At 67.0% G+C, this 22772-nt stretch carries 10 protein-coding genes; 5 read left to right on the top strand and 5 right to left on the bottom strand.

From position 1 onward, the window contains the following. The first annotated feature begins 123 nt into the window (after positions 1–123). Entirely contained in the window at positions 124–357 is a 234-nt protein-coding gene (locus tag SD37_RS23075) for a hypothetical protein (protein ID WP_044854938.1), read from the top strand. 365 nt (positions 358–722) lie between these two features. Here SD37_RS23075 and SD37_RS23070 read toward each other — a convergent pair whose 3' ends face one another. Next, entirely contained in the window at positions 723–1232 is a 510-nt protein-coding gene (locus SD37_RS23070; protein ID WP_236725084.1) for a VOC family protein, read from the bottom strand. Between the two features lie 51 nt (positions 1233–1283). Here SD37_RS23070 and SD37_RS23065 point away from each other — a divergent pair, with 51 nt between their 5' ends. Further along, positions 1284–2642: a hypothetical protein gene (locus tag SD37_RS23065; protein ID WP_044854940.1), complete on the top strand. Its 1359-nt coding sequence runs from the start codon at positions 1284–1286 to the stop codon at positions 2640–2642. A 43-nt stretch (positions 2643–2685) separates the two neighbouring features. On the opposite strand, the gene SD37_RS23060 is transcribed toward SD37_RS23065, so the two are convergent. From SD37_RS23060 to SD37_RS23040, 4 genes are all read right to left on the bottom strand, one after another. Further along, positions 2686–3033, bottom strand: coding sequence for a hypothetical protein (locus tag SD37_RS23060; protein ID WP_044854941.1), 348 nt, complete (start codon positions 3031–3033; stop codon positions 2686–2688). Positions 3034–3094: 61 nt separating this feature from the next. Then, positions 3095–4069 carry a helix-turn-helix domain-containing protein gene (locus tag SD37_RS23055; RefSeq protein ID WP_044854942.1) on the bottom strand — a complete coding sequence of 325 codons (975 nt, stop codon included), beginning with the start codon at positions 4067–4069 and terminating at the stop codon, positions 3095–3097. Positions 4070–5057: 988 nt separating this feature from the next. Further along, on the bottom strand, positions 5058–8168 hold the full coding sequence (locus tag SD37_RS23045; protein ID WP_044854944.1) for an NACHT domain-containing protein: 3111 nt from the start codon (positions 8166–8168) through the stop codon (positions 5058–5060). Between the two features lie 535 nt (positions 8169–8703). Continuing rightward, positions 8704–10095 carry a serine/threonine-protein kinase gene (locus SD37_RS23040; RefSeq protein ID WP_052675087.1) on the bottom strand — a complete coding sequence of 464 codons (1392 nt, stop codon included), beginning with the start codon at positions 10093–10095 and terminating at the stop codon, positions 8704–8706. 428 nt (positions 10096–10523) lie between these two features. On the opposite strand from SD37_RS23040, the gene SD37_RS23035 reads away from it, so the two are divergent. The 3 genes from SD37_RS23035 to SD37_RS23025 all read left to right on the top strand — a co-directional run bounded on the left by SD37_RS23035 (position 10524) and on the right by SD37_RS23025 (position 22752). Beyond that, positions 10524–11189, top strand: a complete 666-nt coding sequence (locus SD37_RS23035; RefSeq protein ID WP_052675088.1) for a helix-turn-helix domain-containing protein — start codon at positions 10524–10526, stop codon at positions 11187–11189. 119 nt (positions 11190–11308) lie between these two features. Then, positions 11309–22264, top strand: coding sequence for a calcium-binding protein (locus tag SD37_RS23030; RefSeq protein ID WP_065912938.1), 10956 nt, complete (start codon positions 11309–11311; stop codon positions 22262–22264). Then, positions 22261–22752, top strand: coding sequence for an NUDIX hydrolase (locus SD37_RS23025; RefSeq protein WP_044855071.1), 492 nt, complete (start codon positions 22261–22263; stop codon positions 22750–22752). The genes SD37_RS23030 and SD37_RS23025 overlap by 4 nt, the downstream gene beginning before the upstream one ends. Positions 22753–22772: the final 20 nt, after the last annotated feature.

Genomic DNA, 22772 nt, shown 5'->3' with positions numbered 1-22772 from the left:
TTCAAGGATTCTTCAAGGTTCTCTCCCGGCTCCGCCGTGATCCTGATGGCCGGTCGCCCACCGTCCACGGGTGGGCGTGGCGGATCACTCCGCCGACGGTGAATTCTTCTACGGGGAGCGGACATGGTCGGAATCTGGGTAGGGCTCGGCGTTCTCGTTGTGGTCATCGGTCTCGCCGTGGTCACCGATCTGCGTGATCGCGGGCGCGGCGGGACACGGAAGTTCCTGTTGCCGGGCTGGGCGTCCCGGCGCGCGGACTACACGGAGCACGACCTTGTCCACGGACGTCCGCTGACGAAGTCGCCGCGCGAGGAGGCCGAGGAACACCGTCGGCGCTACCGCTCGGGCGATGAGTGACGCGGCGCCCAGGAGTAGCCGGGCGCCGATCCGGGTACTCGCTCGGTGACGGTCGGCACGAGCGGGGAACGGGGCGATGGGGGATCACTGGTGGTGGGGAGCGGTGGGTGCCGCGTTGGTCGTCCTCGGCGTGTCGGTGCGGCCTCGGGTGAGAGGGAGGTGGCGGTCGTTCGTTCTCGAGATCGTCACTCTGGCGGGCTGGACGCTCGTCGTGGTGTTCCTGATCAGGCCCTTGGTACCGGCGAACGTTCTCGGGATCGCGATCCTGGTCGTGATCGCGCTGTGCGTTCTGGCGGTTCCGCTGATCGCTCGGCGCAAAGCCGGACGAGAGGGCTCTCGGGAGCGACCGCACCGGAAGGAAAACGTCAGTTCTTCTTCAGCGCCTCGGCGAGCATCACGATGATGCCGCTGGGGCCGCGGACGTACGTGAGCTTGTAGAGGTCCTCATAGGTCGCCACGCCACGAAGCGGGTGGCAGCCGTGTTTCGCTGCTATCTCAAGGGCTTTGTCGATGTCGTCGACTGAGAAGGCGACGCGGTGCATGCCGATCTCGTTGGGCTGGGTGGGCTCCGACTCGATCGCCTTCGGGTGGATGTACTCGAAGAGCTCAAGGCGGCCGTTGCCGTCCGGCGTCTGGAGCATGGCGATCTTGGCGTGGTTGTCGTCAAGGCCGACGGCGGTGTCCGTCCATTCGCCACTGACCGTGTCCCGGCCGATGACCGTGAGACCGAGGTCGGTGAAAAAGGCGATCGTCGCTTCGAGGTCGCGAACGGCGATACCGACATTCTCAAGTTTGATGGTCATGCGTCGCATGCTACCGAGCCGGACCGACAATCTCCGGATGCCGAAGTCGTGCACAGTCTTGACGCTCGTCACGGTACTGCCTAATGTCGGATCCGATCGGTTGGCCCTCGGAAGGTGACGGCAATGGCTGGCATGCGGAATGTCCTGGTGGCCGCGATGATCGTGACGTCGGCTTTGGTCGCGCCGGGCAGTGTGGCGGCGCAAACCCCGTCCGCGACCCGTCATTCCGGCGTCCTGCCGAACGGCACGACGTGGATCGCCGATGTCCCGGCACCCTGGAACGGCACGATTCTGCTCTACAGCCACGGTTACGACCCGAGTCCGGCGAACCCGCCGCGAAACGCGCCGGATCCGGCCACCGCCGGGGCGCTTCTCGCGCGAGGTTACGCCTTGGCGGGTTCGTCGTACTCGCGTGCCGGATGGGCCCTCGGCACCGCGGCGCGGGACCAGCGGGACACTTTGCGCGCGGTGGCCGGACTGACGGGCGCCCCACGCCACGCGATCGCGGTCGGCAGTTCGATGGGAGGACTGGTCACCGGGGAACTCGCCGAGTTCCCGGGCGTGCGGCTCGATGGCGCCGTGGCCACCTGCGGTCTGATGGGTGGCGGCGTCGACCTGCTCAACTACCAGCTCGACGGCGCGCACGCCGTGGCCGGATTGCTGCTCCGTGGACAGTCACTGAAACTGACCCGCTTCGAGAGCGCCGCCGAGGCGACGGCGACCGCGCAGCGGATGGTCGACGCGCTGGATCAGGCCCAGGCCACGGCGGAAGGCCGGGCGCGGGTCGCCCTGATCACCTCGCTCTTCCTTGAACCCGGGTGGGTCCCAGGACAGCCGAACCCGTCGCCGGACGATCGGCAGACGCGGCAGGCGGGCCAATATCGCAATCTCCGCTCCATCCTTCCCTTCATCCTGCCCGCGCGGTACGACATCGAGCAGACCGCCGGTGGGAATCCCTCGTGGAACACCGGCGTGGACTATCGCGGACTGCTCGCTGAGTCCGGCAGGCTCGGCTTCGTGTCGGATCTCTACCGGCAGGCGGGCGCCGACCTGAACGGGGACCTCACCATGCTCACCCGCACCGCCGATGTGAAGGCGGATCCGGCGGCCGCGCGCTGGATGGCCTCGACTTCAGTCCTGAGTGGACGGTTGGCGATCCCCGTGCTCACGATGCACACCACCGACGACAACCTCGTCCCGGTCGAACACGAGGACGAGTACGCCGAGGACGTCCGTATGGCGGGTGCCGGCGGGCTGCTGCGCCAGTCCTACGCCGCCCACCCCGGACATTGCACCTTCACCACCGCCGAACTGGTGGCCGCCGTGGAGACCGTCCACCGCCGAGTGGACACCGGGGGCTGGGGCACCTCGACGCGACCCGCGCGGATGCAGGCGCTCGCGGAGTCTCTCGGACTCGGCTCCGCCGCCTTCCTCGAGTTTCGCCCGCAAGGCTTCACCGGAGACCGCCGGCCACGACAGTAACCGGTCTAGCCTCGGGGTTCGGCCCACATCATCGATGTGGCCGTCAGAGCACGGTCTCGATCAGCGCGAGAGCGTCCCTGCACAGCTGGGCCGACTTCGCGTCGTCGAGCCTTTCGTGCACAGGAATGCTTTCGCGGGCGTCATCGGCGGCGAACCGCCATTGAGACCGGGTCAACCGGATGGCGATGACCTGGTCCAACGGCGGCCAGTTTCCCTCCACCCAAGGGACTTGGTTCCATCCCGCCTTCCTGATGCTCTCTCCGACGCGGACAGCGTCCTCGTCCCCGTCTTCGGCGGCAAGCGACACGACGTTGTCGATCCCGGCATCGATACCCGCCCAAATCCCGGCAGGCATTCGCAGGGTGATCGGCTCGTCCGGAAGATGTTCCATAGGGACATCCTGCGTCCGGTCTCGTGACTGTTCGAGATCGGCCGCCGCGCCGGGCTCTCGGTCAGTGTCCGTCTCGTCGCAGGGTCTGGTAAGGCGGGCAGGCGTACACGGTGCGGTAGTAGGCCGCGAAGCGACCGGGGTGGAAGAAGCCCCAGCGGGCGGCGATCTCGGTGACGGTGACGCCGGTGTCCGGGCCGGCGGCCAGTAGTTCCCGGTGCGCTTGGTGGAGGCGTGCTTGGCGGAGGTATCCCATGGGGGTGGTGTCGCGATGGCGCCGGAAGGCGTATTGCAGGGCGCGGATGGAGACGTGTGCGGCGGCGATGTCGGCGGCGTTGATGTCGCGGTGGGCGTTGTCGTCGATGAACGCCATCGCCCGTCGCAGGGTGGCCGAGTGCGCGTCGTGGCGGTCTTCGATGGTGGGCTCGACCAGTGCCGTGTTCGGGAAGGTGTGCAATACCGTCGCCGCCAGCAGCCGCCCGGCCGTACCGGCTACGAGGGGTTCGGCCATGGTGCGGGGCCGGTCGCGCAGGCTGGCTTCGAGGTAGTCGATGGTCGCGGCCAGCTGCCGCGCGGCGGCACGGGTGCCGGGACGGAGGTCGGTGAACAGCAGCGGGGCGGGGCGGCGGGTTTCGGCGGTGGCGGCGACCTGGCCCAGCACCGGGAAAGGGACGGAGATGCCCTGGAGGCCACCTTGGGGTGTCCGCAGCCAGTACGGGGTGCCGACCTCGCTCCTGGAGAGAAGGAACATCTCACCGGGACCGAATCGATGCTCGGCGCCCCCGGACCGGTACTCGAAGGTCGCGGTGCGGTGGCGGCTGATCATCAACGTCGGCAAGGACTCCACGGCGTAGGTCATGTCGATGGTCTGCACGGTGTCGATGGTGAACGTGTCCACCGCCAGCCGGGTGTGGCGGAGCAGATGACCGTCCCTGGGGCTGCCCAGCCGGATACTGCTGCCGTAGGCACCGCTGATGTACTCACCCCAACGCTCGTGATCGCGGGTCTCGAACAGCACAGGCTGGGACGGGGCGGCCATCTCATGTCTCCTAGGCGCAGAAGAACGTCGGCGACCCGGGGTCCGGCCGCCACCAGTACGGCGAGCAGCCTCCTCCTGCAGAAGGGGAAACACGGCGGCTGCCAGAAACGGCCACGCGGATGGCGCATATTTCGACGAATTTCCACCGGACGGGCCGATCGACGGGCGCAGCGCATGGCTGGCCGAGGACAGCATCCCTGGGTCGACCGCAGAGCACGGTTGGATCAGAAGATGAAGGAGTCGCGAGGGTCGACGACCACGTGACCCCACTCCTGCGCCGTCGGATTCTGAAAGCGCTCGAGACCCGCTGGATCGGGTTGGCCGCGCTCATCCCGAGCGAGCGGACAAAGCTGGGGGAGGAGTACTCACATCGACACGCCGCCTTTCGTGACAGGCAGCTGGAGACCGCACCGAAGGGCATCGCCTTTTTGACGCCATTGAAACGACTGAAGCCACGCCCCTCCGAGCAGGTGTAGCGCTTCTGACCTGCTAAAATAGATAGTGCGCGATTCTGGAATTGCACCAGTGACCTCTTCCGGGTCAGGGAAGATGAACCAGCAGCCGGCGAGGTGTTTCCTGTGTTTCCGCAGGCGGCGGTCTCCCGTGCCTCCTCGTTGGGGAGGCTTCGAACGCGTTTCGATGGGTTCCAGTAGCTGGACATCGCCAGTTGATCTTAGATTGCTGGTTACGGGGAGTTACTACGTGTCTCAAATCTGCGAATACCGGCAGGTCGCGTTCCGGCCCCCGCAGGCCAGCTGCCCATCGACGGCCGGTAGTGCACAGTGAAGGCCGGAGTCGTGTCCAACTGCCGCGCGTTGGCGGAGGGGCGGAGATGAAGCTTGGTGCCACCCTGATGCCGCGCAGACATTTGCGCAGCATCTCGGCGGCAAGAAGCTGACCTTCGTCGACCTGCCGACCGATGCGGACTCCGATTACGTCCACACCTGTCGGCCTAAATCAAGGGGCTGCTGTGCTGAACGCTATTGCGCTACTCCGACATTAGTTGTCGAGCGATCTCGTCGAGACCGCCGTCTTTGAGTAGTTTGCTCATGCGTGTGTCTTTTTGATGGATTTCGTTGCTTGCGGTGTTCGTGAGTCGGCGGAGTGTATCGATCAGCCATTCTCGGGGTAGTCTGGAATGGTGAAGGGCAAGTTGGTGTAGTACCAGGGTGCGGTACTGGTGTCGCTGGTCTGTGTGGGGTGGCGCGAATCCGTGCGATGCAATCTGCAGGCATACATCGAAGGCGGCGGTTAGTTCAGTGTTGTCCGGCTTCGCGGTCGCTAGCCAGAGCGTGAACAATGCCTGCGCCGCTGAGACAGGTTTTTTCCAGTTGGCCACGACATGAAATGTGAATATTGCGGAATTCAGCTGTGGATGAAAAGGGTCGAGAGCGTGAATGATTACGTCATCGTCGGGAACACATTGGAATCTGCTCTGGTTGCGGAGGTAGCCATACGTTCCGCCGGACCAACCTCGCCATTTCGAGACGTCGGGTGGTACTAGATCCTCGGTCAGGCGCTGTGTGTCGTATATCCAGTATGTGTCTGGTTCCCAAGCGTTCGATGGTTCCAGTGGAACGATCTGCGCGGTTCTTCGCCCGTTTTTCCATGCGCGCTCCACCGTGAAGACATGGATCAGCTCTTTCCAGCCTGTATCGGGCAACTGGGAACGCCAGAACTGGGTGAGGCGTCGCCATTGATCGACCGGGTCCGGAACGCATGGGAAGATTTCGTCGACATCGAGCCGTCTGCTTGCCAAAAGGATAAGGATCACGAGGTTCGCGGAGTAGTTCGCATGTAGGCCGGGCTGGGTGATCTGGTCCGGCCTGTAGTCGCCGTAGTTGTCAGTTCGTCTTGGTAGGAATGCATGCTGGAGCAGTGACACCAAGAGTTCGCGCAGGACATACAGACGGGTTTCGTTCATCCCGTTCAACCGCTCGCTGACAAAGGAGATCGCAGTCTCCCGCATTGTCAACGGCGCGAACGACAGCAGTGCATGAAGAAAAGAATCATCGACCTGGTTCGGCCTGCTGCGGTGGACGTCGGCTCCTGCGACCATTTCTCCCAGTTCCACGGAAATCAGCCGAGCGACGAGATACTCACCGAAGGTCGCGTGAAGGAATTCGTACGTGCGGAGCTGCTGGTCATCCTGGAGCGCCTGCGTCTCATGGACGAAGAAGAAGCGTCCGAACAGCAGCTGTGCCGCAGTCAACTGGGCGCGCAGGCCTGCCAGCTGCTGAGTGTGCGCCGCCAGCAGCACGCCGAGATCGGCATCGAGCTCCGCCTCGGTGACCCATTGCCGGGTCCGATTGAACATAGCGAAGGCTGCGACCGAAAGTCGCAGTAACTGTTGTTCGATCGCGTGTGCGAACTCATCGGCCGACAGTGCGCTCCCAGACTTCGCGACCTCACGCCCTGCGAACCGGATCAGGAGCGCCTCGTACAGTTCGGCCTGACCGAGTGCGACATCATGCTTCTGCAACGAGTTCTCGTCGGCGTCGTAGAGTGCGAGCATCATTAAGAGCAGCGGCTGGCAGGCGAGATCACGGTGGGCCGCGACTGCTTCGGCGGTCAAGGGGACGATTCCGTGTAGGGAAAAATAATGCTGGTTAACGGTGTTCCACACTTTGAGCCATCGTGCGATCTGGTCTTTCGAGAACGGTTCCAGTCGGACAGCTATCATCCCGGCTGCAGGCCGTGCTCGGTCTGCGACCGCCGTCCGGCTGGTCACGATCACGACCAACGGGCGCCCGAGCGAGGCTTCTCGTCGTTGGAAATCGGCGACCCGTTCCAAATAGTCGGACTGACTCACGCCTGTGGCCTGCAGTAGCTCGTCGAACCCGTCGAGCATGACAACTGGCAATGCCGTTCCAGCATTCCTCGCCAAAGCGGGCCAGGAGGTCTCTTCGCCGGTGGCGGACCGTACCGCCTGCTCGATGTGGCTTTGTAGGTCCGACTCGGCGCGGACTTCGCGCAAGACGACGCGGACAACGAGGTAATCCGACGATGTCAACCGGGCCGCGAGCACCTGAGTCAGCACTGATTTCCCGGCGCCAGGCTGGCCGAGAACCAGTAGTGGTGCCTCGGTGGCGTGCGGCGCGGTCAGATATCGGACGAGAAACGCTGGAAGGTCTGTGCGTATCTTTTGCTCAAGCCACCACTTTTCGGCTGCTATAGGATCGGAAGCCGTCACCTCGACAACGCGGAATTTCGGGGTGATATAGGCTTCGCCCAGTTTCGGGATCTGGAGTCCTGCGGGCACATCGCGTGCTGTGAGAACCGGTCGATCGAGAACATTTCTGTAAGCACTCTTTAGCGGGTGCGCTGCTGACTCCGCAGACGTCATCGCCGTCAGGGCGCGCTCCACCTCGGCCAATCCTATCCTCAGATCATGGACTGCGGCGCGGGTTGCTTGATGATCAGTCAGGTTTGCCCAGAATGCGAATTCAGGGAACTCGCCCGCAATCCTCCGAAAATACTGCTCGTACCTGTTTATCGCTTCAGAAGGGAGGTTCCACAGGTTCGTGGCGAGTTGTCTCTGCTGGGTTTCGTTCAGGAGATCCCATCCTGCGAGTCCTGTTAAGAATGCGCGAGTAAGGCTAGCTAGCTTCTCGAAGTAGTGGTGCACAGCGCCGAGCGTCTGTTCATACGGCCAGTGCGGAGTGGGCATAGGGAGTTCTTCGTCGATGACCGCTACAAGCAGGTCGCGCACCCGTCGCGCCCCCTTCTTGTCCCCGAGTGCCAACCTGATTTGATCGGCTCGCCCTAGCCTCAGATCCGAGCATTCCTTGGGCAGCGGCAACTTTAGGAGCACGTCAAAATAGGCTGATAGAACCAACACTGCGTGCGCTGCCACGAGCCGGTTGGTACGGTCGAACCTGCTCAACCCGGTTACGCGATCTTTCAGTTCGATCATCAGTGTATTGGTGAGCCTTGCGAGCTCCGCTTTTGGCCCGAACAGGCCGAGCAGGAAATCCGCGCCCCCGGCCGCGGCGGTCAGCATCGCCCCGCCAGTCATCTTCTCCAATGCTGCGATGATCTTGCTGTCGGTACCGCCGAGCATACGGACGGCATCGCGAAAACTCAGACCCCGAGCCACTTGTGCTCCCCTCGTTGAATACTTCAACTGAGTGGATCGAGAGAGACAGGGCAGTCGCAACGCGCGTCACCTGAACGTACCAGCTGGAGGCGCCGCAACACCTTTCCAAAATCGTCGAGTGCGTCGAGGCTGAGCAAGTTTCCCTCCGTCACATAGTCGGCCATGGCCTTAGCGCGAAAGGGGCGTGGGTGACCTGAGGAGGTGCGTGAAAGTTGCTCTTTGCGACATTCGGAAAGTGCGCGCTTGGTCAGGGGGACGAACCTGGCGGGCGCCTGTGCAGCCGCGTCCGCTCTGGGGATGCGCGGCGTCAGGTCTTCCGGGGGGGCGTTGGCAGATGTGGCGACCGGGCGGGGCTCGCGGTGCGGTCGTCGATCTGCGAAGGTCCCGCGACCTCGTGCACCACTCGGTCGACCTCAGTGCCACTCCCCGACCTTTCTTTCTCGTCGAACTACCGCTCTACGGCTTGCCGACGTCGGTCCGGGTGGTGCGCCATTTTGCGGACGGCACATTGCGAGAGCGCCGCCCAGGCGGCCGTTCAGCCGATGAGGTCGACGACCAGGACGACGGTGTCGTCAGCGGGCCAGGTCGAGGTGTCCGGCGGGGAGTTGTGCAGGGTGGACCAGTACGGGTGGTGGGGTGGGACGACGATGATGCGCCGACCACCGGGTCGCATTCCGGCGAGGCCGTCACCGGCGCTATGACCCTGCAAGATCTGTGGTGCGGTCTGTAGGTTCCAGGTGGACCAGACCAGTTTTCCGGACCAGGACAGAGCTTCGGTTCTGATGGTGAGCTGGAGCTGGTCGTCATCGTGTTCAGGAACCGGGTTGCCGCGTTTACCCGTGGTGATGTCGTCGACAGCAAGCGAAGAGGGCGGCGCGCAGTCGCGAGGAATGGTGATGCTGGGCCGCTGACCGGCCGATCCGGAGATCTCGATCCGGTCGCCGGGGCAGGGAGGTTGGACGGTCGGTGGTGTCGAGGACTTCGTGGCCGATGCGGGTGGTGTCGTTGGGTCAGGTGCGGCGGTCCGCTGATCATCACCTCTGGGCCAGAAGACCGCTGCCGCGACGACCACTACCGCGATGGCGGTGATCGTGGCGATCCTGAGCACGGGTGCCCGACGCCGACGTTCAACGACCTGCCCGTCGCGAGCCTGCTCGAGGAGAGGGCGCACGGACTCGGCGTCCAGCCGGTTCTTCGCTGGGGCGAGCAGACCGTTGATGACATCGGCGAGAGGCCCTCGGGTGCGGTCGAGGACTGGTTTCTCGGTGAGAACGGCGGCCATGGTGGCTTCGAGGTTGGCTCGCTGGAACGCAGGCCGTCCTTCCGCCGCGTAGAACAGGGTGACGCCGAGCGCCCACAGGTCGGATGCGGCCGTGGCGTCATCGCCGTTGAGGCGTTCGGGTGCCATGTAGGCGGGCGAGCCGATCAGCAGGCCGGTGCCGGTCAGCCGAGTGTCATCCGCCGAGTGGGCGATGCCGAAATCGGTCAGCTTCGCCGACTCCGAGGTAAGCACCACGTTGGCAGGCTTGACGTCCCGGTGGACGATCCCGGCGGCGTGGGCGGCGGTCAGTGCCGAGAGCAGGTCCAGCCCGATCTGGGCGACGCGGTGCATCGGCAGCGGACCGACCTGTTCGACGTGCTCGGCGAGATCGGTACCGTCCAACAGTTCCATCACGACGTGCGAGACGCCGTCGTGATGGAAAACGTCGTAGACGGTGACGATGTTGGGGTGGCTGAGCTGGCCCGCGAGTCGTGCCTCGCGGATGAAGCGCAGGGACGCGACGTGACCACCGTCGAGCGTGTGGAGCTGTTTGATCGCGACCAGGCGTTCCAGTACCTGGTCGTGGGCGAGCCACACGACTCCCATCGCGCCGCGGCCGAGTTCCCGGACCAAGGCGTACCGGTCCTGGAGCACTTCGTTCGTCATCCCGCGCCCTTCTGCCGCCGAACTCGTCGCGCAGCTTAGGGGGAGCGGCACTCGTGTGGGTTCCGTCGTGGCCGGGGAAATCCGGGACATGCCGTAACCTCAGCGCCCATTTCCGCCCCGAACGTCACGGGAGACAGGACCTAGTCGGATCCCGACTTCCGCGCACGCTGGACGGGGTCCGCTCGTAGCGGCACTCCGGTCCCGAAGCGTCATGAGGGGTCCCCATAGGACAAATTTCGTCCTATGGGGACCCCTCATGACACAAGGGCGCCCGACCACCCCAACCCGCCCCTGCCCCGAACCCGACGGCCCGAGCCGCTTCTCGAGGAGGTATCGATGGGCCGTTCGCCGTAACGGCCGGTCGGGAGCGGACGACAACCCAGGCACGAAGAGCCGTTCGGTGAGTGCGACCGCGGTGGAGGACACTGATGCTTACGGACGATCTGAGCGGGGTGGCCGGCACCGGGGGAGGCATGCCGATCGGCATGACGCGCGTGCCCGGCCGCTCGGTGCTCGAGGGTGCGTTCGCGTTGCTGGAGGTGCTCGCCGCGGCCGACGCCGGCGCGGGTCTCGGCCTCACAGAGGCGGCTCAGCGGGCAGGGCTGCCGAAATCGACGGCCCACCGGCTGCTCGAGCAGATGTGCGGGATCGGCGCGGTCGAGCGGCTGTTCCGCGGTTACGTCGTCGGCCCCCTGGCGGGCAGGCTGGTCCAGGGGCGTGGGCGGTTGCACGCGAGGATCCGCGCGGCGGTGGGGAGACCGGCGATCCGGCTGGCGAAACTGACCAGGGCCGACGTCGTGGTCTGCGTGCTGGCGGGGTCCGAGGTCGTGGTCGTCGCGGCGGTCTCGGGGCATTCCGCGAGAGTGCCCGCCGTCTCGCCGGGCTCCATGCTGCCGTCCTCGGCCGCGGTGGCCGGGGTGCTCCTCGGCGGGGTCGCCCGTGGCGCGGCCGCGCCGATCCGGTGCCCGGAAGGGCGGGCCGTGGCTGCGATCGGTTTGCTGACCACCCCGGCGAATGATCTCCAGCTGATGCGGCAGCTGGTCGACGCCGCCGCGCTGGAAGCCGGTCACGAGTTGGCCGAATCCGCCCACTGATGGCCGGGAAATCACCAGTCCGCTGAGTGGACCGACCTCTTCACGTGGATTTCACAACTGGTCAGCCTTCTCCGAGTGAACGGCGCGTCGTCGCGCGCCCGTGAACGGGGAGGTGCCCGATGGGCTCACGTGCCGGCTCCAGGTGGCTCGCGCTGACGACGGCGTTCGTCGTCTCGCTCGGGATGGGGGTGGTGGTCACCCCGCCACCGGCGCGGGCGGCGAGCCCGGGTGTCGGCACGCTGGTCAACGCGTTGGCCGGGCCCTCGAACAGCTTCGCCACCTGGAGCAAGGGGCTCGGCGCGATCGGGCAGCTGGCCAAGGCCTTGCCCGCCGTGCAGACCAGCCCCGGCGCCGCTCTCGGGTTCGACACCCTGGCCCAGGAGGCGTTCAACGCGGGCACCAAGAAGCTGTCCGCCGCGGTCGACGACGCCGATCTGGACATCGACCAGCCGATCACGTTGTCGGCCGACCGGGCGGGGACGCTCAAGACCACCCTGAGCACCGTCGGGGAGGACAAGAAACTCGACCTCACCCTGACCGTGTCCCGCGTACTGCAGAACCAGGCGCTGAACATCCCGGTCCCGCTCGGGGAGGGCAGCAACGCCCCGCAGTCCGCGTTCTCCTCCACCGGCGGCGTGCGACTCACCGTCGGCACCACGGTGAAACTGACCCTGATCTGGGACAAGGCGCACGACAAGGCCTACATCCTCAACGACGGTACGACGCCGTCGCTGACCGTCGACGCTTCGGCGGACTTCCCCGACGCGAACGCCATCAAGGCCGTCAACGCGGCCATCGGTGTCCTCGGGGTGAAACTCGTCGAGACGGACACCTCACTGGATCTCAAGGCGCATTTCGCCGCCACGATCAACGATCCGGACAACGACGGGCGGCTGGCGTTCCTCAACAACGACGGCACCGCGGGGGAGCTGGCCCAGAACGGTTCGCTGGCCGGTCTCGTCAGCTTCGGCTTCGCCAGCCCGGCTGGTTCGCTGAACGGTTCCCTGCACCTCGCGGCAGCGCCGGCCGCCTCCTTCTCGCTGGCGCTGCCCGCGGTCGACGCCAAGATCGGCATCGGCTGGCCGGACATCGCCACCGGATCCCCGCAGATCACGCCGGAGGGCATCGGCACCGTCGGCCCGTTCCTCAACATGACCCCGCGCGACCTGGCCACCGGCCTCGCGCAACTGGCGACGACGCTGACCTCGATGCAGCGCGCGAAGTGGGGCGACGCGGCGAACCCGATCGGCAACCTCGACCTGCCGTTCCTCAAGGGCACCCTCGCCGACGCGATCCAGCTCAACGAGTCGATCAAGAAGTTCCTGCAGGACAACACGAAGACCGCGGCGGACCCGACACAGGCCGGTGAACCGCTGTTCGCGTCGCTGCAGCAGATGCTCGACAAACTCAACACCGCGGCGAACCTGCCCGGTGGGGGCAAGATCGGCATCTCCGACGTCCACTTCCCGCCGGGCTCGACCAAACTCGACTTCAAGATCACGTTGTCCCGCAAGGCACCGGCGACGGCCGTGGACCTCAACGCGGCCGCGGCGGCGGCGTCCGGACCGGCTGGCACCCCGGCCAAGACGAGCTACACGCAGACCACCCTCAAGGACGAGAACCAGACCTGGAAGCCGGGGGAGTTCGCGGGACGGCGCGTCGTCGCCGGCGCGGCGGGCGCGACCGTCGAGAACAACGACGGGAACACGCTCTTCCTGCAGGCACCCGGCTGGACGCCGGTGATCCCGGCCGCCAACGCGCCGTACACGATCTCCGGGATGCAGGGCGACGTCGGCGTCGTCCAGCTCGGCAACGACCTGAAGACCGGCGGCCGCGGTGTCGGCGAGGCCAACGCCGTCAACGCCACCGCGAAGGTCAAGCCCAGCTACGACGCCGCGGTCACGCTCGTGCTCGACCTGCGGAACCCGACCGTGCACACCCCGCCGATCGAACAGAAGAACCCGGACGGCAGCACGACACTGGTCGGCGCGACACCGACCGGCCCGGACCGGGTGCTGCTGCGCACCTCCGGCGCTCCCTCGCTGTTCACCGCCGACTTCCCGATGGACGCGGGCATCGACCTCTTCGCCAACGCCGGATTCCTCCAGGTGCAACTGAAGGGCGCGGCACACGTCTGCCATCCGAACGCGGGTGCGGACTGCGCCGGCACACCGGGCGCGGACGACCACATGGTGCAGGTGAAACTCAAGGACTTGGGCGACCTGACCTTCGGCGCTGTCGTCGACAAGCTGCTGCACGATCCGGGAGCGCTGCTCGACTTCCAGGTGCGGGTCCGCGGGGCGGGCGGTGTCGATGCCAGCGCGCCGGGTACGGGTGACTTCCTGAAGGGTGCCACGGCGCACGCGGGATTCACCTGGAACGACCTGACCAAGCCGACCGGTCCCGACGGGCCGCAGTTCAACGCGAGCGACCTGTCCGAGCTGGCGAACTTCGACTTCGATCCGGCCAACCCGAAGGCGCTCTTCTCGATCATCCTCAAGACGCTGCAGACCCTCAACGCGTCGCTCGGCGACGCCTCGCCGTCGGGGGCCGCGGTGTTCGGCACGAAGATCCCCCTCGTCGGCCGTTCGCTGAAGGACCTTTTGCGGGCCGACCAATCCGGCTCCGGCCCGACCGTGAGCTACGGCCCGAATTCCGTGAAGGACATCGCGCGCACCGTCGAGAAGGGCAACGCGTTCCCGCCCTCGCTCGTCGGCCGCACGGTCGTCGCGGGCACCCAGGTGGGCGTCGTCGGCAGCGTCACGCCGGACACGCTCGTCCTGGCCGGCCCCTGGGCCAGCCAGCCTTCACCGGCCACGTCCTATGTGGTCCGGTCCGAATTGGACGACGTGATCTCGATGCTGGAGGCGGCGCCGTCCGACAACCTGCAGCGCCTCGTCCAGACCATCAACACGCGCTTCAAGGACAGCGTCCCGGTCACCTTCGAATACGCCGAACCCGGCGGGACACCGTCGCTGATCATCCGGCTGGACTGGAAACGCGCCTATCACACCAGTACGCCGGTGCAGTTCGACTTCAGCCTGCCGACCGGCGGTCAGCGGGTCGCCGGGGTGCAGGGCGACGGCTCGGTCTCGCTCGGCGTCGGCGGTCAGGTCAAGATGGGCCTGGTCGTCCCGCTGCAGCCCGGTGCGGGCCCGGCCGACGCGAACGCGCTGCGGGTGCTCGACGATTCCAAGATCGGCGTGAAACTCGACGCCACCGTGGAGAACGCCACCATCGCGACCACCTTGGGCCCGTTGAGCGTTTCGCTCGGCGACCCGAAGTCGGCGGACAAGGCGACCGCGAAGGCGTCCTACTCGATCGACCTCGCCAAGGGCGGTGGCACCGGCGCGCCGGTCAGCTTCACCGACTTCCTCGGCGCCGTCGGGCCGACGATCAACGCCGGCAGCACCGCGGTCGGCTGCGGCCTCGACGGCGGGACGCCGCTGGCCCTGTGTGCCAAGTTGCCCTTGTACATCAGCGAGGACGGCGGCGCGACCTACAGCAAGGTGATCACCGACGCCGCCAAGTCGAACAACTTCGCCTTGCGGCTGCCCAAATCGACCGCTGCCGACGATTACTTCAACCTCGGCGGGGCGCCCATCGACGGGCATCCGCGCTTGGAGACACCGGATCCGGCCTTGCTGGCGGACGCGCTCGCGGCCAAGCTGATCGACTTCGGCAGGCTCGACGGCCTCGACAGCTACCTCAACCTCGTGGAGCAGGCCCTCAACACCGCCAGCTTCGGCGGCAAGCTGCCGTTGCTCGGTGACGACCTCCAGCAGGGCGCGGACTTCATCGGGAAACTGCGCACGGCGATCCACACCGCGCTGGACCAGTTGCCCGCGAACGGTCATTTCACCGACATGGCCGCGGTGCGCGGCTGGGTCAACGACCAGCTCGGCGGCAAGCTCGCCGGAGCGGGCCTCAACCCGGACACCGTCACCGTGGACACCCTCTGCAAGACGCCGCTGGGCACCGTCGGCACACCGACGGTCAAACTGCACGAAGGCGCCACGGCGGCGGACAAGACCTACCGCTACGTCGTCGCGTCCTATGTGACCGTCAACGGTGAGAAGAAACAGGCCAAGGCCAGCGATCCCGGCCAGATCACCACCGGCCCGGCCGCACTGTCCACAACGGACTCGCTCGACATCGCCTGGGAACCGGTCACCAACGCGGCCGGGTACCTGGTGTTCCGTGAGGAGGGCGGCGCCTTCAAGCTGATCGCGGACGTCACCGACGCCAAGCTCACCGACGTCGGTACCGCTTCGATCGGCGGGGCACCGGAGAACCCGCCCGAGAACCCGCGGCCGCACGACTGCTCGTACAACGACCTCGACGCGGTCACGATCAGCCTGAACGTCAGCCAGGGCGACTTCAGCGGCGACCTGCTGAACTGCGCCGGCCTGCCGTCCGGCCACGAATGCCTCAAGAAGACCGTGCCGCTGGACCTGGGCATCCCCGGCTTCTCGCTGAAGGCCGACGGCGGCGCGGGCCCGGAGGTCCAGCTCGGCTGGCGGCTGCACCTGGCCATGGGTATCAGCCGAAGCGAGGGATTCTTCGTCGACACCAAGGATTCCGCGCAACCCGAGTTCGCGGTCGGGCTGAACGTCACGCTGCCGAAGAAGATCGACGCGCAGCTCGCGTTCATCAACATCACCGCGGAGAACTGCACGAAGCAGAAGAGCCAGGACGACTGCAACCACGCGGCGGCCCCGGCGAACGACGCGGGCGTCCTGCCGCTGTTCGGCGGCGCGTTCAAGATCGACCTGGTGGCGCCGGACGATCCGACCAACGGCAGGCTGCATCTGACCGATCTGCAGAACGCCGGACTGGACCGGCTCGCCGACGTCAAACTGCACGCGAGCGCGGACATCAACTGGCTGCTCAAGGCACGGCCGGGGGAGGACGCCGGCTTCCCGGGCATCCAGGCCGACTTCCGGCTGCACTGGGCGTGGAACAACGTCAAACCGGGGACCAACAGCGCCGACGGCGGCAACTCCCCGCTGACGCTGGCCTTCGACAAGGTGGCCATCGACAGCGGCGAGATCTTCGGCAAGATCCTCGGTCCGATCGTGAACAAGATCAAGCAGGTGACCGGACCGCTCGACCCGGTGATCAAGACGCTGTACGCGCCGATCCCGGTCCTCTCGGACCTGTCCCATCTGGCAGGCGGCGGAGACGTCACCATAGTGTCCATCGGCAAGGCCTTCAGCACGATCGCCGGTGGCCCGGACCTGAAGTTCGTCGACACCATCGCGGGGGTCGTCAACTTCATCAACCACTTCCCGACCTGCACGACCTCGTGTCTCATCCCGCTCGGCTCGTTCGAACTCGGTGGCCAGAAGGCGCTCGACACCACGGTCACGCCGGACAACACGGAGAGCCTGATCAGTGCGAAGAAGGACGCCGGTGGCGGCAACGCCTTCACCCCGATCCTCGGCGCGATCAACGGCAAGAACCAGAACAACGACCCGGAGTCGGCCAACCCGATGACCACCAAGGCGGCGACGGCCGGGTTCAGCTTCCCCGTGTTCGAGAAGCCCGCGTCGCTGTTCAATGTCCTGCTCGGCGGTGACGTGGACCTGGTCAAGTTCGACTCCGGACCGCTGCGCCTCGGCTTCGACTGGCGTCAGCAGTTCGGGCCGGTGTACGCGCCGCCGCCGGTGGTGATCACGTTGCACGGTTCCGCGTCGGTGACGCTGCGCATCGTCGCGGGCTTCGACACCTTCGGTATCCGCAAGGCGTTCGAAGCGGCTCGTGCGGGCGAACTCGACCTCGCGACCGTGGGGCAGGCGTTCCTGCAAAGCCTGTTCTTCTACACCACGGAAAACGGCAAACCGATCCCGGTGGTGTCGTTCACGGGTGAACTCGCCGCCGGGGCGGCGGTCACGGCGGTGATCATCACCGTCGGGATCGAAGGCGGCGTCGGGCTCACGGTCTCGTTCCTGTGGAACGATCCCAACCACGACGGGAAGTTCCGGATAACGGAGTTCCTGCAAACGGCGCTGAACAATCCGATATGCCTGTTCACCGTTTCAGGGCGCCTCTATGTCTTCCTCAAGCTCTACGTGACGGTCGGCTTCGGCCCGTTCTCGGTGTCCTTCAGCTTCACGATCGTCGACGTCACGCTGCTCGACTTCACCGCGACACCGAACTGCACGCCACCACCGCCGAAACTCGGCGGGCTCAGCGGTGACGGGAAGACGCTCGTGGTGTACGCGGCCGCGCTCGGCCACACCGCCCAGCGCGGTGGCGGCACCGGCGACCCGTACGAGTCGAACAAGCAGGAGAAGGACACAGTCAAGATCACGTCGCTGCACGACTACGCGAACCCGGCGAGCCCGGCGTTCACCGGCGTGGCCGTGGACATGCTCGGGATCCGGCGTGAGTTCCGGAACGCGAACATCGAGCGGGTGGTCGTGGACGGCCGCGGTTACGCCAAGCCGATGAGCGTGACGTTCATCGGGGACGCCAAGCTCGACACCGCGAAGGACGGCCCACCGCCGCCGACCGCGCAGTTCGACCGCGACGCGATCGTGTTCGGCGGCGACAAGAACGACCAGATCAAGACCGGTATCGGCAACTCGTGGGTCGACGGCGGCAAGGGTGACGACACGATCGTCACCGGTGACCGCACCGTGCTCGCCGCGGACAGGAAGAGCTATGTCCAAAATGGAGCGAAGGCGCGCGTCGCGGGCGGCCCCGGCGTCGACAGCATCACCGTCGGCAACGGCGAGGACGTCGTCGCGGGCGACTCGAGCCTCGGCGCGCCTCCGGTGACCTCGGTCGGCTTGAAGGAACTGAAGAACGACGGCCGCGACGGTGGCGACCCGATCACGGACGGCGCCGGCGGTCCGACCGTCTCCGTGCCGAACTGGGCGATCCTGCCCGATCCGGCCGGCGGGACCGGGACCGGCGACGGAGGCGACACGATCAAGGTCGGTCTCGCCAAGTCGACCGCGTTCGGCAACGGCGGCGACGACACCCTCGGTGTCGCGGCCGACGATCCGCTGAAGGACGTGCCGACGCTTCCGCAGGCGCTCTTCGTCTCACCGGGCGCGATCCTCATCGGCGGTGACGGCAGCGACCGGTTCGCCGGCGGCACCGGACCGGACGAGATCTACACCGCGGGCAAGGTCGACCCCGGCATCGACGGCTACGGCTCGGACGACGCGAACACCACGGGCGGCCCGGCGGGCGGGCCGGTCAACACCGTCGACACCGGCTCCGGCGACGACAAGGTGTTCGGCGGCAAGGGACAGGACCGGGTCACCGGCCACTCGGCGAAGACGCAGAAGGACGACTTCCGCGGTGGCGGCGGCAACGACATCCTGTTCGGCGGATACGGGGCGGACACCCTCTACGGCGGGCCGGACGACGACTACGTCATCGCCGAGCCGTCCACTTTGGACTTCCCGGATCCGGCGAAGACCGACGACTACGGTCCGCTCTACTTCGTCACGCACACCCCGCTTCCGCAGGGGGTGAGCCCGTCGCACAAGACGCTGGTCGGCGGCCTCGGCCGGGACCACATCATCGGCGGCGACGGTGGCGCGGACGTGTACGGCGACAAGCAGACGACACCGTGCAAGGCCGGTGCGCCGCTCCCGTCGACCCCGGTCGACGAGACGGTGAACGACGCGCTCGACGGCAACGACCGCGTGCTCGGCGGCGCCGGTGTGGAGAACGTGCGGGCAGGCGGCGGTGACGACAATGTCGACGCCGAGGCGAACGAAGACCTCGTGTGCGGTGAGAAGGGCAAGGACATCCTGCACGGCGGCCGCGACGCGGACCAGGTCTGGGGCGGCTCGGACGACGACTCCGTCCACGGCGACACCGGCGCGGACACCTTGTACGGCAACGACGGCGTCGACACGATGTTCGGTGGCGACGACCCGGACACCATCGAGGGCAACAACGGCAAAGACTGGATCTCCGGTGGCCTGTCCGGTGACGTGATCGTCGGCGGCACCCGGGCGGCCGGGCAGCCCGACGACGCCGACAAACTGTTCGGCGACGGCGGCACCGACACGATCATCGGCGACAACGGCGATCCGGCGGCGCCCGGGGGGCCGGTGTTCGACCTGGCCAGTAGCGCGGACGCCACGCTGGGCGGCGACGACACCATCGGCGGCGGCATGGACACCGACGCGCTCTACGGCGGGCTGGAGAACGACACCGTCTCCGGCGGGAAGGATCCGGACCGTATCGAAGGAAACCCCGGCGCCGACACGCTGAACGGGGAGACCGAGGCCGACGACATCATCGGCGGCAGCCACCAGACGCCCGGCGACCCCGCGGTGAAGAACGCGGCCGGTTACCCGGACGCGGGTGACACGATCTCCGGCGGCGACGCCGACGACGTGATCACCGGTGACAACGCCACGATCACCGTCACGGGCGGTGCCGACACCGGCGATCCGGTCACCCGGGGCCGCGGGCTGTCGGCGGGCAGGCACGTGGTGCTGTTCGACCTCGGCTTCACCGCGAACGCGGCGAACTCCGGCGGTGACACCATTTCCGGTGGCAACAACACGGACGTCGTCTACGCGCAGGCCGGAACGGACACCGTGCACGGCGACGCCGGTGACGACTACGTCGAGGGCGACCAGGACGCCGACAAACTGTTCGGCGACTCCGGGCAGGACGATCTCCTCGGTGGTTCGTCCGCCGTGGAGATGGGCGGTGGCCAGGGCACCGTCGGTCAGCTCGACACCGGGGACACCATCTCCGGTGGCGAGGACGCGGACGTGATCGCCGGTGACAACGCGCTGGTGACCAGGGACGCGGGCATTCCGAAGAGCCCGATCACCCAGGGCCGCTTCGACACGGACCTGCCCGGGGCACTCCCGATGACGCACCGCAGCATCCAGCTGTACGACCTCGGTGACACGCCGGTGCCGAACACCTCCGGCGGCGACGACATCACCGGTGACAACGGCTGCGACGCGATCCTCGGCCAGTCCGGCAACGACCGGATCAAGGGCGGCAACGACGGCGATCACGCCGAAGGCGGCCCTGGCCGGGACTGGATCGAAGGAAACAACGGCGACGACGACCTCGTCGGTGGCAGCTCGACGATCCACGGCGGCGACACCGCGCTGACCACCCAAGGCCAGCCGGACACCGCGGACGTGGTCTTCGGTGGCACGGGCGACGACGTGGTACTCGGCGACAACGCGATCACAGACCGGATCGCGCCGCCGTCGCCGTACCTGCTCCGCGTGGGCAGCAACGGGACGTTCGAGACGCAACGTTCTCTGCGACTGCTGGATCTCTCGTGGAGCAACGGATTCCTCGGCGCGCCGAGCCGTGCCGTGGCGGGCGGGGACCAGCTCTCCGGCGGTGGCGGCGTCGACGCGATGTTCGGCCAGGACGGCGACGACCAGATGTCCGGCGGCGCGCACGACGACTACGCCGAGGGCAACGGCGGGCACGACACGATGTTCGGCGACCGCACCCTCGCGGAGGCCGGGATCGCGATCAGCCCACCCACGCCGGCGTGGCCTGGTGCGGCGTCGGACGACCTCGGCGACGTCTCCGCCCCGAACGGCCAGGACGACCTGATCGGCGGCAGCTCGCTGGCGGTCTTCCGCGACACGGCCGACGACGCGCACGGTGACGGGGCCGCCGACTTCATCCTCGGTGACAACGGCACCGCGATGCGGGACATCGTGGACCAGACCGGCAAGCCGGTGGCGCTCGGCGACGACCTCACCAAGGTCTCGCTGCCGCTGACGAACCGGATCTACGCGAAGCGTTACGACCCGCAAAACCTCCCGCAGGGCGCGGCGTTCGTGCGCCACGGCGTCAACGGTGCCCCGACGCGCTTCTGCACCACCACACAGGCGACCTGCGAAGCGATCGGCGCCTCCGGCGGCGACAACCTGTGGGGCGACGCGGGGGAGGACACCCAGTACGGACAGGACGGCGACGACCTGATGTACGGCGACACCGGCACGACGACGGCTCCGGGTGACGGCGCCGACGACATGTACGGCGAGCTGGGCGGAGACCGGATGTGGGGCACCGGCGGCGAAGACGCCATGGTCGGTGACCGCGGCGGCGTCGTGGACGTGTTCCAGAACGGGTCGAACAAGTTCGTGATCGACAATCCCCAGGTGCCCGCGATCCACTACGAGGGCTTCCTGGCCGGCTCTGTCACCCGGCAGGTCGACCTGCAGCACGACGTCAACGGCGACACCTTCGCCGCACCCGGCAACGCTCCGGCGATGCCGCACCGCGGCGACCTCGAAGGCGGCGGCGACCGCATCCGCGGCGGCGACGACCACGACTCGATCCACGGCGGCTTCGGCGACGACCTGGCCAACGGGGATTCGGGCGGCGACATCGTCTTCGGCGACGACGGCGCGGACGTGCTGTGGGGCGGCAAGGGCGGTACCGACCCGGCCAACCCGAACGACCGGGGTGTCAACGACTCGCTCGTCGATCACCTCATCGGCGGCAAGGGCGCCACGTCCGGACCGTCGGTCGACCCGAACACCGGCGCGCTGGGTTCGGACATCCTCGACTGGCGCCCGCGTGGCACCTACGGCGCACCAGGGCAGACGACCTGCACCGCGAACCCGTGGCCGCAGACGTTCGGCAACGGCAAGAACGCGGTCACGGTCGACCCGTGCTCGTGGTTCGAGATGACGAACCTCGACAACGCCGACGTCGCGGACAACCAGCACCACCAGGGCATCGACTGGATGTACGGCGGCTGGGACCGTGACGTGCTGCAGGCCGACGTCGCCGACAACGGGCCGAATCAGGGCGACCGGCTGCTCGACTGGGGCGGTGCGTACAACCTCTACACGCACTGCAACGCGGCCTATGGCGGCTACAACGACGTCCGGCAGCACAGCCCGACGCATCAGGACTTCCTGCAGCGGTGGGCGTATTCGCTGGGTGCCGGGCAAGTCGCCGGGGACGTGACCACGGCGGGCACGTCGGCCTACGACGAACTCGCCCTGGTGTATCAACCGGACATGAACGACCACGGCACGGGGCCGGCGTTCCCGACCACTCCTGGTCACTTCGACAACCCGAACGCGTGCGCGCCATGAGGACGGTCGTTCTTCCGGTCCGGGACGGTACCGGCAACGCGTTGATCGGCTTTCGTGTCACGACGGAAGAGGAATCGGCTTACCCGGTCGAGCGAAGTGCCGTGCCCGCGTCGCTGGTTGTCGTGCTTCACGCGAGCACCGTGCTGATGATGTTCGACAGCTGGCGGAAGCAGTGGGAGCTACCAGGAGGAAAGCGGGAATCAGGCGAAACCCCGCGTCAGGCCGCCGTGCGGGAGCTGCGCGAGGAGACCGGTATCCAGCAGGTGGACTTGGCCTTCGTCGCGCTGGCCGAGTTCGACCTCGTCAATCCGGAGCGGAGGGAACTCCTTGCTGTCTATAGGGTTCAGCTTCAGGTGGTGCCCCGGCTGACGGTGAACGACGAAGCGCTGGACTTCCGATGGTGGCCGCCATCGGAACCGGTCGGCGAGGACATGAGCCCGCTGGACGCGGAGATAGCCAGGCGGGTGGTCCGCTCCTCGGTCACGTGACGTCGGATGAGGCCTCGGCC

It is taken from the genome of Amycolatopsis orientalis (genome assembly GCF_000943515.2).
Taxonomy (GTDB): domain Bacteria; phylum Actinomycetota; class Actinomycetes; order Mycobacteriales; family Pseudonocardiaceae; genus Amycolatopsis; species Amycolatopsis orientalis.
This window is presented reverse-complemented; position numbering and strand designations above follow the sequence as displayed.

Coding starts and splice junctions, on each gene's coding strand:
- SD37_RS23030 (WP_065912938.1), top strand. CDS start 11,309: ATGGGCTCACGTGCCGGCTCCAGGTGGCTCGCGCTGACGACGGCGTTC.
- SD37_RS23060 (WP_044854941.1), bottom strand. CDS start 3,033: ATGGAACATCTTCCGGACGAGCCGATCACCCTGCGAATGCCTGCCGGG.
- SD37_RS23055 (WP_044854942.1), bottom strand. CDS start 4,069: ATGGCCGCCCCGTCCCAGCCTGTGCTGTTCGAGACCCGCGATCACGAG.
- SD37_RS23075 (WP_044854938.1), top strand. CDS start 124: ATGGTCGGAATCTGGGTAGGGCTCGGCGTTCTCGTTGTGGTCATCGGT.
- SD37_RS23035 (WP_052675088.1), top strand. CDS start 10,524: ATGCTTACGGACGATCTGAGCGGGGTGGCCGGCACCGGGGGAGGCATG.
- SD37_RS23065 (WP_044854940.1), top strand. CDS start 1,284: ATGGCTGGCATGCGGAATGTCCTGGTGGCCGCGATGATCGTGACGTCG.
- SD37_RS23040 (WP_052675087.1), bottom strand. CDS start 10,095: ATGACGAACGAAGTGCTCCAGGACCGGTACGCCTTGGTCCGGGAACTC.
- SD37_RS23025 (WP_044855071.1), top strand. CDS start 22,261: ATGAGGACGGTCGTTCTTCCGGTCCGGGACGGTACCGGCAACGCGTTG.